Source organism: Methylobacterium sp. A49B (genome assembly GCF_053346215.1).
This window is the reverse complement of the sequence record NZ_JBKFBO010000114.1, coordinates 113,723-125,760: the sequence shown is the minus strand read 5'-3', so window position 1 is coordinate 125,760 and position 12,038 is coordinate 113,723. Positions and strand designations below refer to the sequence as shown.

At 70.7% G+C, this 12,038-nt stretch carries 14 protein-coding genes; 5 read left to right on the top strand and 9 right to left on the bottom strand.

Features of this window, described 5'->3' with window-relative positions:
- Positions 1 to 33 precede the first annotated feature (33 nt).
- The 5 genes from ACLBX9_RS20710 to ACLBX9_RS20690 all read right to left on the bottom strand — a co-directional run bounded on the left by ACLBX9_RS20710 (position 34) and on the right by ACLBX9_RS20690 (position 4,030).
- A complete protein-coding gene (locus tag ACLBX9_RS20710; protein ID WP_010687475.1) occupies positions 34 to 681 on the bottom strand; it encodes a protein-L-isoaspartate O-methyltransferase family protein in 648 nt (215 codons plus the stop codon).
- Positions 678 to 1,442: a 5'/3'-nucleotidase SurE gene (surE, locus tag ACLBX9_RS20705; protein WP_447720265.1), complete on the bottom strand. Its 765-nt coding sequence runs from the start codon at positions 1,440 to 1,442 to the stop codon at positions 678 to 680. Before surE ends, ACLBX9_RS20710 begins: the two co-directional genes overlap by 4 nt.
- Positions 1,442 to 2,788, bottom strand: a complete 1,347-nt coding sequence (gene serS / locus ACLBX9_RS20700; RefSeq protein WP_447720264.1) for a serine--tRNA ligase — start codon at positions 2,786 to 2,788, stop codon at positions 1,442 to 1,444. Before serS ends, surE begins: the two co-directional genes overlap by 1 nt.
- Before the next feature lie 345 nt (positions 2,789 to 3,133).
- The gene (locus tag ACLBX9_RS20695) at positions 3,134 to 3,499 is read right to left on the bottom strand and encodes a YybH family protein (protein WP_447720263.1); all 366 of its coding nucleotides are present in this window, start codon (positions 3,497 to 3,499) and stop codon (positions 3,134 to 3,136) included.
- Between the two features lie 87 nt (positions 3,500 to 3,586).
- Complete coding sequence (locus tag ACLBX9_RS20690) at positions 3,587 to 4,030, bottom strand: OsmC family protein (RefSeq protein ID WP_010687471.1); 444 nt, start codon at positions 4,028 to 4,030, stop codon at positions 3,587 to 3,589.
- 271 nt (positions 4,031 to 4,301) lie between these two features.
- Between ACLBX9_RS20690 and ACLBX9_RS20685 the strand changes: the two genes are divergently transcribed.
- Positions 4,302 to 5,177, top strand: coding sequence for an ATP-binding protein (locus ACLBX9_RS20685; protein WP_010687470.1), 876 nt, complete (start codon positions 4,302 to 4,304; stop codon positions 5,175 to 5,177).
- Between the two features lie 10 nt (positions 5,178 to 5,187).
- On the opposite strand, the gene dut is transcribed toward ACLBX9_RS20685, so the two are convergent.
- Both dut and ACLBX9_RS20675 read right to left on the bottom strand, forming a co-directional pair.
- Positions 5,188 to 5,658: a dUTP diphosphatase gene (gene dut / locus ACLBX9_RS20680; RefSeq protein WP_447720262.1), complete on the bottom strand. Its 471-nt coding sequence runs from the start codon at positions 5,656 to 5,658 to the stop codon at positions 5,188 to 5,190.
- The gene (locus ACLBX9_RS20675) at positions 5,655 to 6,536 is read right to left on the bottom strand and encodes an HpcH/HpaI aldolase/citrate lyase family protein (RefSeq protein ID WP_447720261.1); all 882 of its coding nucleotides are present in this window, start codon (positions 6,534 to 6,536) and stop codon (positions 5,655 to 5,657) included. The genes dut and ACLBX9_RS20675 overlap by 4 nt, the downstream gene beginning before the upstream one ends.
- A gap of 104 nt (positions 6,537 to 6,640) precedes the next feature.
- On the opposite strand from ACLBX9_RS20675, the gene ACLBX9_RS20670 reads away from it, so the two are divergent.
- The gene (locus ACLBX9_RS20670) at positions 6,641 to 7,393 is read left to right on the top strand and encodes a DUF429 domain-containing protein (protein WP_447720260.1); all 753 of its coding nucleotides are present in this window, start codon (positions 6,641 to 6,643) and stop codon (positions 7,391 to 7,393) included.
- A gap of 12 nt (positions 7,394 to 7,405) precedes the next feature.
- On the opposite strand, the gene ACLBX9_RS20665 is transcribed toward ACLBX9_RS20670, so the two are convergent.
- The gene (locus tag ACLBX9_RS20665; protein WP_447720259.1) at positions 7,406 to 7,903 is read right to left on the bottom strand and encodes a hypothetical protein; all 498 of its coding nucleotides are present in this window, start codon (positions 7,901 to 7,903) and stop codon (positions 7,406 to 7,408) included.
- A 505-nt stretch (positions 7,904 to 8,408) separates the two neighbouring features.
- Between ACLBX9_RS20665 and ACLBX9_RS20660 the strand changes: the two genes are divergently transcribed.
- Both ACLBX9_RS20660 and ACLBX9_RS20655 read left to right on the top strand, forming a co-directional pair.
- Complete coding sequence (locus ACLBX9_RS20660) at positions 8,409 to 8,924, top strand: NUDIX hydrolase (protein ID WP_010687465.1); 516 nt, start codon at positions 8,409 to 8,411, stop codon at positions 8,922 to 8,924.
- A 45-nt stretch (positions 8,925 to 8,969) separates the two neighbouring features.
- A complete protein-coding gene (locus ACLBX9_RS20655; protein ID WP_010687464.1) occupies positions 8,970 to 9,635 on the top strand; it encodes a carbonic anhydrase in 666 nt (221 codons plus the stop codon).
- A gap of 95 nt (positions 9,636 to 9,730) precedes the next feature.
- Here the strand turns inward: ACLBX9_RS20655 and ACLBX9_RS20650 are convergent, their stop codons facing one another.
- Positions 9,731 to 10,435, bottom strand: coding sequence for a DUF4142 domain-containing protein (locus ACLBX9_RS20650; RefSeq protein ID WP_447720258.1), 705 nt, complete (start codon positions 10,433 to 10,435; stop codon positions 9,731 to 9,733).
- A 437-nt stretch (positions 10,436 to 10,872) separates the two neighbouring features.
- Here ACLBX9_RS20650 and ACLBX9_RS20645 point away from each other — a divergent pair, with 437 nt between their 5' ends.
- A complete protein-coding gene (locus ACLBX9_RS20645) occupies positions 10,873 to 12,021 on the top strand; it encodes an acyltransferase family protein (protein WP_447720257.1) in 1,149 nt (382 codons plus the stop codon).
- Positions 12,022 to 12,038 lie beyond the last annotated feature (17 nt).

Here is a 12,038-nt window from a genome sequence, read left to right as displayed (position 1 = left end):
CGAGTCGGCCGCCGCGGTGCAAGGGCCACCGGATCAGAGAACCCGCGCCAGTCCAGGCGCCAGAGCTGCCAGACGAATCGGCGCACCCAGCCCTACATCGGCCTCCGGTGAGGCCAGCACGGCGGCCCGGCACAGCCCGTCGCCGCCGAGGCCCGTCACCAGCCGCCCGCCGGGTTCCAGCGCCGCGCGCCAGTGCGGCGGGATCGCGTCGACGCTGCCATGGACCAGGATCCGGTCGAAGCCACCATCCGGCAATTCCGGGGCGAGCCCGTCCGCTTGGACGACGTGCACGTCGGACAGGTCGGCGAGGCGTGCGGCAGCGTCTGCCGCCAGCGTCCCGTAACGCTCCAGGCTCAACACGGCGCCGGCCCCGAGCCGGGCAAGCAGCGCCGACGCGTAGCCCGAGCCCGTGCCGATCTCCAGGACGCGCTGCCCCGGCTCCACCCGCAGCAGCGCCAGCATCAGCGCCACCGTAGACGGCGCCGTCATCGACGCGCCGCAGGGCAGCGGCAGGGCGATGTCCCGCCGCGCATGAACCCGGTGCTCGGGCGGCGCGAAGGCGTCGCGCGACACCTGCTCCATGGCCCGGAGCACCGCGGTGTCGCGCAGGCCCCTGCCCCGCAGCGCCATCACGAAGGCGGCGTTGCCGGCAGCCTCCTCCAGGCTGCCGAGGTCGATCACGCGGCGAAGGCCTGCGCGAAGCGCGTCAGCGTCGGCTCGTCGGTGAGGTCGAGGCGCAGCGGCGTCACCGAGATCCGCTTCTCGGCGATGGCCTTCAGGTCCGAGCCGTGGCCCGGCTCGAACCGCGCCTTGGCGAAGGCCAGCCAGAAATACGGGTTGCCGCGCCCGTCCACCCGCGCGTCGATCGACAGCAGCGCCTGGTTGCGAAAGCCCTGCGCCGCCACCGCGACGCCCTGCACGTCGGCCGGCTCGCAATCCGGAAAATTCACGTTGATCAGGATGCCGGGCTCGATCCCGGTCTCCAGGATCTTCCGGACCACCTTCGCGCCGTGCGTCCTCGCGCACTCCCATTTGAGCGCGCCGCGCCCGCCGGCGCCGTAGGCCTGGCTCATGGCGATGGAGCGGATGCCGAGGATCGTCCCCTCCATGGCGGCCGCGATCGTGCCCGAATAGGTCACGTCCTCGGCGACGTTCTGGCCGCGGTTGACCCCCGACAGGACGAGGTCCGGCCCGTGATCGCCGAGGATGTGGCGCACGCCGAGGATCACGCAGTCCGACGGCGTGCCCTTCACGGCGAAGCGCTGCTCCGAGACCTGCCGCAGCCGCAGCGGATCGTTGAGGGAGAGGGAATGCGACACGCCGGACTGGTCGCTCTCCGGCGCCACCACCCAGACGTCGTCCGACAGCTCCCGGGCGATCTCCTCCAGGGTACTGAGCCCCGGCGCGTGGATGCCGTCGTCGTTGGTGACCAGGATGCGCATCAACGGGTGCCCTCGATCCGGTTGAGCCCACCCATATAGGGGTGGAGCACCGACGGGATCGTGATGCTCCCGTCCGGGTTCTGGTAATTCTCCATCACGGCGATGAGCGCGCGGCCGACCGCGACGCCCGAGCCGTTGAGGGTGTGGACATAGGCCGGCTTGCCGTCCTTGGCCCGGTAGCGGGCGTTCATCCGCCGCGCCTGGAAGTCGCCGCACACCGAGCACGACGAGATCTCGCGGTGCGTGCGCTGCCCCGGCACCCAGACCTCGATGTCGTAGGTCTTCTGACTGGCGAACCCCATGTCGCCGGTGCAGAGGGTCATCACCCGGTAGGGCAGATCCAGTTTCTTCAGGACCGCCTCGGCGCTGGTCAGCATCCGCTCGTGCTCGTCGGCGGACATCTCCGGCGTCGTGATCGAGACCAGCTCGACCTTGCTGAACTGGTGCTGGCGCAGCATGCCGCGGGTGTCGCGCCCCGCCGCCCCGGCCTCGGCCCGGAAGCAGGGGGTGAGCGCGGTGAAGCGCAGGGGCAGCTCCTCCTCGCGGAGGATCGACTCGCGCACGAGGTTGGTCAGCGGCACCTCGGCGGTGGGGACGAGCCAGAAATGCTCGTCGCTGACCGGGGCGGATTCCGTACCAGCCTGCCTCTGCAGCGACTTGACGTAATCGAGGCCCTTGAAGACCGAGAACTGGTCGTCCTCGAACTTCGGCAGCTGCGCGGTGCCGAACATCGCGGCGTCGCGCACCAGCACCGGGGGCGCCACCTCCAAGTACCCGTGCTCCTGCGTGTGCAGGTCGATCATGAACTGGCCGAGCGCCCGCTCCAGCCGGGCGAGCTGCCCCTTCAGCACCACGAAGCGCGAGCCGGACAGCTTGGCGGCCGCCTCGAAATCCATCAGGCCGGCGGCCTCGCCCAGTTCGAAATGCTCCTTGCCCTCGGTCAGCCTTTCGCGGGTGGCGGCGTGGCTGCGATAGAGGACGTTGCCGTGCTCGTCCGCGCCCTCCGGCACGTCGGCCTTCGGCCGGTTCGGGATCGCGGCGAGCCTGTCCGTCAAGGCCGCATCGGCGGCGTCCTGCGCGGCCTTCAGCTCCGGCTCGACGCCCTTCAGCGCCGCGACTTCCGCCATCAGGGAAGCGGCACGCGCCTCGTCCTTGGCCTTCTTGGCGCCGCCGATCTCCTTGGCGAGGGCGTTGCGCCGTTCCTGGTTGACCTGCGCCGCCGAGACGGACGACTTCCGCGCCTCGTCCAGGGCGATCAGCTCGGCCGACAGCGGCGCGAGGCCCCGGCGGGCGAGGTCGCGGTCGAAGGCGTCCGGGTTCTCCCGGATGGCGCGGATGTCGTGCATCGAGTCGGCTCGGGTCTTCCGCGCGGCGTCAGGCGCGCGGGCCCCGCTTTGCCGCATCGCGTCCGGTGGGACAAGCGCGGGGGAGCGGCCGGCAGGGCGGCGGACCCGGGTCAACGGATTGCAGTGCTTCCGTGTGTCGGCGGCCCTGTGACAACCACCCCGTCGTTCCGGGGCGCCGAAGGCGAGCCCGGAATCCAGAAGCGCGGACCGCGCCATGCCGTGCACGCGTGTCGGATCCGGCTTCCGGGCCCTGCTTCGCAGCCTCGGAATAACGGATCAGCCATTCCTGCATGGGGCCAACTCGTGGTGACCCGAGTTCGCAGCCCTGGAGCGTCCGGTTCGTCGTCAGCCCTTCGGCGGCGCGAGCTTCAGCTGGTCGATCGCCCAGAGCCATGTCCCGTCCGCCTGTTCGCGGGCGACCTCCACCGAGAACGCGCCGTTGGGAAGCCGCGCGAAGGTCATGGCAAGGCCATCGTTGCGCAGGGGCGGCAGGGTCTCGGGGGTCGGGAAATCCGACTTGCGTGCCAGCAGGTCGGCGTAGAAGGTCCGGATCTCGGCATGCCCGGTGGCGACGACGCGGCCGGCCGCTAGCACCGCGTCGGGTTCGTAGAGCGCGACCAGCCCCTCGACGTCGCCTGCATTGGCGCGCTGGTTGAACAGGCTGGCGAGCGCCTCGGGCGCCCGGGCGGCCTCTCGCGTCTCATCCGACATGGCGTGTCCTCCGGTCGTCGTCCGGCCCTGGCGGCCGTTCGGGTGCTGCGGCAATGCTTCGGGCGGCCGATCTTTTCCCGCTCGAGGTCATTTGAGCCGCGTTCCCTCGCGATCGGCCACCGAAACGGCGACCGGGATCCCAGTCTTCACGCTCTCCGAGACGGTGCAGAACCGTTCGAACTGCTCCAGCACCCGGTCGATCCGCGGCATGTCGGCGGCGGCCGCCCCGAGCTGGATGTGGACGCCGATTCCCGTGATGCGCAGCCGCCCCTCGGCGTTGCGCGCCACCCGGCAGGACGCCTCGGCCGCGACGCCGCGCGCATCCTGCCGGAACTTGCCCAGGGCGAAGACGAGGCTGGCGCAGAGGCAGTTCGCGACCCCGGAGATCAGGAGCTGCTCCGGGAAAGGCCCGGTCCCGCCGCCGATCGGCGGCGCCTCGTCGGTCCGGAGCGCCGGCAGGGCCGCGCTGAAGTCGACGGTGAAGACGTAATCCGCGACTTGGGTGATCCGGATCGTCGGTCCCTCTTCCATCGCGGTCCTTCTCATCGATCAATAAGGCGTCGCGCGACGCTTCGAGGGACGCGGCAGGTCCCCCTCCCGGGCGCGAGCGGCGTTGACGTGAAGGATCTGGTCGTCCGGCGCGGGCGGATCCCCCCCGGGTCCCCTCCCCGTCCGATAGCAAACGCCCGATCCGCGTTCGCGTTCGGCAGGCCCGCGCCATGCGTCCGGATACGGATGATTTCCCCGGCTCTTCCCCGTAGAACCGGCCGCCTGACCGACCCGGAAGCGAACACCCGATCCGATGACGAGCCCGACGACCCTCGACGCCCTGATGCCTCTTCTGGAGCGCATCGCCACCGCTCTGGAGCGGACTGCGCCCGCGGTCCCGCCGGCCTTCGACCCCGAGGCGGCCGACGCCTTCCTGTGGGGGCCGGAACGCCGGCTCACGCCGGTGCCGCAGGTGGCGCGTGTGGAGATGGGACTGCTCACCGGCATCGACCGGGCGCGCGACACCCTGGTGGAGAACACCGAGCGCTTCGCCCGCGGCCTGCCGGCCAACAACGCCCTGCTGTGGGGCGCCCGCGGCATGGGGAAATCCTCGCTGGTCAAGGCGGCCCATGCCGAGATCAACGCGCGCCGCCCCGTCGGCAGCCTGCCCATGAAACTCGTGGAGATCCACCGCGAAGATATCGAGGCCCTGCCGGACCTGATGGCGCTGCTGCGGCCCGACCCGCACCGCTGGCTGGTCTACTGCGACGACCTCTCGTTCGACGCCGACGACACTTCGTACAAGTCGCTCAAGACAGCGCTCGACGGCGGCATCGAGGGCCGGCCCGGGAACGTGCTGTTCTACGCCACCTCCAACCGCCGCCACCTGCTCGCCCGCGACATGATGGAGAACGAGCGCTCCACCGCGATCAATCCCGGCGAGGCTGTGGAGGAGAAGGTCTCGCTCTCCGACCGGTTCGGCCTCTGGCTCGGCTTCCACAAGTGCAGCCAGGACGAGTACCTGGCGATGATCCGCGCCTATGCCGAGCGCTACGGTCTCGCGGTGCCGCCGGAGCAGCTGCGCGCCGAGTCCCTCGAATGGGCCACGACCCGCGGCTCGCGCTCGGGCCGGACCGCCTTCCAGTTCATCCAGGATCTGGCCGGTCGGTTGGGGACGACGCTCGACTGAGGGGCTGGGCCTACCGCCCGCTCGACCCGAAGCCGCCCGATCCGCGTGCGGAGGCGGGACCGGCCTCACCCTCCAGTACTGTGAGCATCGGTCGCGTGATGCGCGTGAAGACGAGCTGCGCGATTCGCTCACCCGGCTCGATCCGGACCGGCTCCGTCGCGTCCCGATTCCAGGCGGAGACCATCAACGGCCCCTCGTAATCCGCGTCGATGACGCCGGTACCGTTGCCCAGCACCAAGCCCTCGCGGTGTCCACGTCCGGAGCGGGGAAAGATCAGCCCGCACCATGCGGGATCGCGGATGAGCACGCTGAACCCCGCCGGAATCAGAGCCGGCTTGGCTTGGGGCGGCAGGACCAGCGGCGCGTCGAGGCAGGCGTGCAGATCGAGGCCTGCCGCGGCCGAGGAGCCCCAGCGCGGAAATCCCCAGCCGGGCAGCCGCGGATCGAGCAGCCGCAGGCCGACTTCCGGCAGCGCGCTCACGCGCCGAGCCGCGCGATCGCCTCGGCCATCGCGAGCGTCCGACGGGCGGCCTCGACGTGGAGGCGCTCGACCATCTTCCCGTCGACGGCGACAACCCCGAGGGCGCGGTTCTCCGGGGCGTCGAAGACGTCGAGCATCCGCCGTGCCTCGGCGATCTCCCCGTCATCCGGCCCGAAGGCAACGTTGGCAGGGCCGATCTGGCTCGGGTGGATCAGCATCTTGCCGTCGAAACCGAGGTCGCGACCCTGCGTGCACTCGGCCTCGAACCCGGTCGCGTCCCGGAGATCCGTGAACACGCCGTCGATTGCCGCGATCTCGTAGGCCCGCGCGGCGGCCAGCACAGTCATAAGCCAGGGAATGAGGGCCGCCCGTCCAGGCGGCCGGATGCGAGCTGCCTTGAGGAGGTCGTTGGGACCGATCACGAGGGCGGAGAGACGCCCGTCCACGTCGCGGGCGGCGCCGGCGATCTCGGCGGCGTTCACCACCGCCATCGGCGTCTCGATCATCGCCCAGACCCGCGTGGCGAGCGGCGCGCCGAGGCGGCGCAGGCGGGAACCGACGGCGATCAGCGTGTCCGACGTGCGGACCTTGGGCACGAGGATCGCGTCCGGGGCGACCGGAGCCAGCGCGACGAGGTCGGCCTCGCCGTCCTCGGTCTCGGGCGGATTGATCCGCACCACCACCTCGCGGGGGCCGAAGCCGCGGGCGGCCACGGCCGCGGCGACCTGCGCGCGCGCCGCCGCCTTGGCCTCCGGGGCGGTGCCGTCCTCGAGGTCGATCAGAATCACGTCGGCGGGGAGCGACCGTGCCTTTTCAAGGGCCCGGGCGTTGGCGCCGGGCATGGCCAGCACGCTGCGGCGGGGACGGATCTCGCTCATCACGCTTCTCCCGGGCGGCGGCGGTGCCCGCCGCGACGCGGATAGCTTTCTGCGGGCGGAGGGGCAAGAAGCGCCGAGGGCGCGGGCCGCGGGGGGGACACGACATGGCGCGCTGGGTCGCGGGACTGGACGGATGCCGCGGAGCCTGGGCGGGCGCGCTCCTCGATCTTGACGATCCCGGACGACACCGCTGCGGCCTCTTTCCCGACGTGGCCGCCCTCCTCGACGCGCCGGAGCGCCCACTGATCGTAGGGATCGACGTGCCGATCGGCTTGCCCGACCGGATCCTCGGCGGCGGCCGGGCGGCCGACCGCGCGGCGCGCGCCCGCCTCGGTCCGGCACGGTCGTCGGTCTTCCCGATGCCGCCGCGGGCCGCCGTCTACGCGTCCGACTACGACGCCGCCAAGGCCGCCTCGCGCGCCGCAAGCGAGCCGCCCTTCGCGCCTTCCATCCAAGGCTACAACATCTTTCGCTACGTCCGCGCGGTCGACACGCTCCTGCGAGCGCGCCCGGAGGTGCGCGGACGGGTTCACGAGGTCCACCCGGAAGTCGCGTTCCACGCCCTCAACGGCGACCGGCCTCTCGGCCTGGCGAAGAAGGGGCGCGACGCCCGGCGGGGCCTCGATCTCCGGCGGGCGCTTCTCGCCGCGGCGGGGCTGCCGACGACCCTGCTCGATGCCCGCGTCAAGGGCGTGCCCGAGGACGACCACCTCGACGCCTTGGCGGCTCTGGTGGTGGCAGCCGACATCCTCGCGGGGCGGGCTCGGCCTCTCCCCGACCCGCCTGCGCAGGACGCGCACGGCCTGCCGGTTGTCATATGGGCGCCGGCCGTGCGCGAGACCCCGCGGATCCCGTGAGCGTGGTACGTCTCAGCGCGACGAGGCCAGGGCAGGCGGTGGCTTGAACTCGCCGCGCCATTCGGTTGTCTGGTCGGTTTGCGATGCGAAGACGGTGGTGAATGATCCGGTGCCCTTCAGGCCTGCGAACGCCCCCGTCGCCTTGGCGACCTTGAAGGTGCCCATGGCGGTGATCCGACCCTGCGCGTCCGTCACGACACGGCCGGTGAACGGGCTCGTCGCCGCCCCGTTCGGCGTGGCGAAGGTGATCGTGCCCTTCAGCGGACCCTGCCCGCTCTCCAGCGTCACCGTTTCGACGATGGTGACCTGAGCGTTGTCGAGGGGCTGGCCAGGGCTCCTGTTGATGCCGGAGCCGCGCTCCTCGATCTTCATCTTGCCGGGCGCGATCGGCTGCACGTTCTGGCCGTCGTAGTGCAGGGTGAAGGTGCCGCCCATCGGCATGGCAATGGCGCCTGTCGCTCCGGTCAGAAGCAACAGGGCCGTGGTGGAGAATCGCAGCGCGATCGGCATCGGACATCCTCCATAGAATTGATCTTCGTGGATTTGCGCACATTTAGATTGCGCGAATACTATATTCGCGTAGCTAAGATCCGGTGTCAATGCAATTTTCAGAAAGCGAATACAGCATTCGAAGATGTCAGATTTCATACGCTTTGGAAGCCGCTGTAATCCCTCAGCGGTAGGCTCATTGGAAGACGTTGCGGTCGAACTGTGACGAGCGCCGCATGGAGCGGCGGCCTTCACGGGATCCGGCGCGGCGTCGGTGTTGAAGAGCGCGATCGCGCAAGCCCCCGGACATCGGGACCTTCGACCGCGCTTCGGTCAGAGGCGCCACAGCGCCCGAAGCATTCTCCTGATGGCCACGCACATCAGGCCGCATTCCAGCGGCACCTCCGCTACCCTCACGCGCCCTCGATGGATGAAGGCGAGAGCTGTGTTTTCCGAACCGGCGCGCGCGCGCCTACGGGACCACAAGCGGTGTCCAGCGCTAAGGTCGCGCCCTAGCTTCGGTCGCATGAGCGCCGCGAACCCTTTCCCGATCCGACACATCGCCCGGGCGGTCGTCCTGGATCCGCACGACCGGATCCTGCTGATCGCCTACGCGTCGGTCCATACCAGAGGCGCGGATGGTGAGCCCCTGCGATTCTGGTTCATGCCGGGCGGCGGCCTGGAGCCGGGTGAGGATCACGTCACGGCCTGCCGGCGCGAACTGGGAGAGGAGATCGGCCGGGACGACGTCGCGATCGGCCCGCTCGTCGCCGTCTGCGACGGGCCGTTTCACCTGTTCCGCCAGTCCCGGGATGCCCGCGAGCGCTACTTCTTGGTCCGCCTGCCCGACGACCGCGTCGACACGAGCCGCCTCGCCGAGACCGAGGACAATCCCGTGATCGGGACGCGCTGGTGGCCCCTCGACGAATTGCGTGCCAGCGGCGCGCGCGTCGAGCCGGCGGGCCTCGCCGACCTTGCAGCCGAAGTCGCCGCCGGGACTATTCCGGCCCAGCCGCGCGTTCTGACTTGGCAGGATCCTTGAGTTCCACTCCGCGAGACGCGGTTTCCTCTAACCGGAGACGAATTGATGTTCCCCGTATACCTGACTGAAGGATACCGGTCTTTCCTGCAGGACCGCTTCCCGACGGAGCGCCGGCGCTTCGCGCAGCTCGCCTCGTCCCAGAACCCCGAGATCCTGATCATCAGCTGCTGCGACAGCCGTGTCTCGCCCAGCGCGATCTTCAATGCCGGTCCGGGTGAGCTGTTCACGATCCGCAACGTCGCCAACATCGTGCCGGTCTATCAGCCGGACGGCCAGTACCACGGCACTTCGGCAGCCCTGGAATTCGCCGTCCAGGCCCTGGAAGTGAAGCACATCGTCGTGCTCGGCCACGCCACCTGCGGCGGCATCAAGGCCTACGCCAACAAGGCCAAGCCGCTGTCTCCAGGCGACTTCATCGGCAAATGGGTCTCTCTCGTGGGGCAGGCGGAGTCGAAGGCGGGCGATCCCAGCGCGCCGGACTACCTGACGCAGCTGGAATACGCCGTGGTCAAGCAGAGCCTCGAGAACCTGATGACCTTCCCATTCGTGAAGGAGCGGGTTGACGACGGACGGACCCAGCTTCACGGCGCGCATTTCGGCGTGGCGACCGGATCCCTCCTCGTGTGCGACCCGAAAACCGGCGAGTTCAAGCCGCCGCTGGATACCGCTGGGCTCGCCGTCCGCTCGGTTGCCGCCATCGCGTGCGACTGAGGCCGATCCAACTTAAAAAAGGCGGCGGGCTCGCACCCGCCGCCTGCCGGCCCGGTCTCGGCCGGGCCGCGCGTCGTTCTACTTTGTGGGGCGCCTCACATGGCGCCCGGCAGCCGCTGAGCCTGCTGCATGTGCATCTGCAGGGCCGGAAGGGCCTGCTGGGCGTAGTTGCGCAAGGCCGGGTTCGGGCCGCCCTGGGCATAGGCCTGAGTCATGGCAATCGTCATCTGGTGCGCCTGGATCTGCTGAGCGGCGTACAGACGGTCGAAGCGCGCCCCGGCCGGGGCCGCCGACAGTTCGGACAGCATCGCCTGCTGCTCGGGGCTCGGGGCCACCAGAGTCGCGGCGCCCGTGGCCGCCACGTCCCCGCGGCCGATCTGGCCACCCGCCGCGGCACCCCGCGCCGCTCCGGCGCCCGCGCCTTCGAGGCCGCCGACCGGGCCGCCCGCCAGGGTGCCGCCGACCGCACCGGTCGCCGCGCCAACACCGGCGCCCACGGCGCTGCCTGCCACCGCGATCGGAGCCGTCACAAGACCGCCGAGGCCCGGATCGCCACCGGCCATCATGCCGGGCTGACCGCCGGCGAGCGCCACGTTGGCGGCGCGGTGATCGCGGATCACCTCCTGGGCGTAGGACCGAACGCGCGGGTTGCGCGACTTGGACAGGGCGATTTGCGAGGACTGGATCTCGAAGGCGTTCGCCTGCATCGACTGGAGGCGGAAGTCGTTGGCGCCCTGGGCGAAAGCCGGGCTCGACAGCGCCAGGACCAGCGCGGAGGCGGCAGCATAGTTCTTCAGCATCGGGACCTCTGGTTCGAGATGGATGCGCGAACGGGCATGGTCCATACCATGCGGCGAGGCGAGAGCTCGCGTCGACGCGTTCGCGAATTGGTGCGTCAACGAGGCCATCAGCTTATGGTTCCTGCGGTTTTCGCTTCGGGCCAAGTCGGATCCCAACCGGGACGACGGGATCAGTCGGGTGGACGTACGCGTGGAGATCAGCGTTCGCGACTGGACCGCGATGGCCCAGATTGCCTGTTCGAGATGTGCGAACACCGCAGCCTGCACCGGAGGGGGCACACGTCGGCCTCTGCGGCCTTGCCCTGCCCCTCCGCGCAGTGGCCCGACCGCCTTCGCGCATCACCGCTCCCCTCCGGGAGCGGGCGGGAAAGGCGCGGACACGGTTCACCGACCCTCCGTTCGGGGGACGGGACCCCGGCAATCCGCGCGGCCGCCCGGTGATCCTCGTCGGCGTTCAGGTCCTGCGCGCGCTGGCCGCCCTGACGGTGGCGTGGCACCACGCGCGGCATGAGGCGGGCCTGATGGCCGCGCGCGGTGCCGGCCCGGAGCTCGATCCACAGACCCTCCTGCCGTGGTGGGGCGGGGTCGATCTGTTCTTCGTGATCTCCGGCCTCGTCATCGTGCACGCGAGCGACCGCCTGTTCCGCGTGCCCGGCGGCCGGGCGCGGTTCCTCGCCCACCGGGTCGCGCGGGTGGTGCCCCTCTACTGGCTGATGAGCCTGGTCTTCCTGCTCATCGCGCTCGTGCGGCCCGATCTCCTCGGGGAAGCCGCGGGCCTCGTGCGGGATCCCGGCGCGCTCGTGGCCGGTTTCCTGTTCTGGCCCGCGGCCCGTCCGGATGGCACCGTCCAGCCCCTCTACGGGCTGGGCTGGACCCTGAACTACGAAGCCTTCTTCTACGTGATCTTCGCTCTCGGGCTGGGCTTCGGCCGGCGCGGCGCGGTCGCGTGGCTGGCCGCGGTCCTCGTGCTCCTCGTCGCCGCCGGGACGATCGCGTCGGATCTGCCGCTGCCGCTCCGCTTCTGGGCGGATCCCATCGTCCTCGAATTCGCCGCCGGTGCGGGGCTCGCCCTCGCCTATCGTGAAGGTTTTCGGCCGTCCGCTGCGGCCCGGTTCGGGCTCGCAGGCCTCGGTGTGCTCGGTCTTCTCGTGTCCGCCCGCGCCTTGGCAGGCATCGACGGCGCCGACGGGTTTCTTCGGCCGCTCCTCGTCGGTGTCCCCGCGGCCCTGCTGGTGGCCTCCGCCCTCGGGCCGGGTCGGGATGCGGGAGCGCGCGCGCGGCTGCCGGACGCGGTGCGCGGCCTCGTGGCACTCGGAGATGCGTCCTACGCCCTCTACCTCGTGCATCCCTTCGCCCTGCGGCTCGTGCGCGAGGGCCTGGTCAGGTCCGGCCTCGCGTCGGCGGCCTATCCTTGGGGCGGGATGGTCCTGATGCTGCTGGCGAGCGTCGCGGCTGCGCTGCTGGTCCACCGCTGCGTGGAGCGGCCGCTGACCCGCCGGGTCCGCGTCCTCCTCGATCCCGGCGCCGGGCAGAACCGTGTGGGTGCCGTCTCCCTACCGGTTTCCCACGGGCGCCACCCGGATTAGCCTGCCGCCGAGGAGGA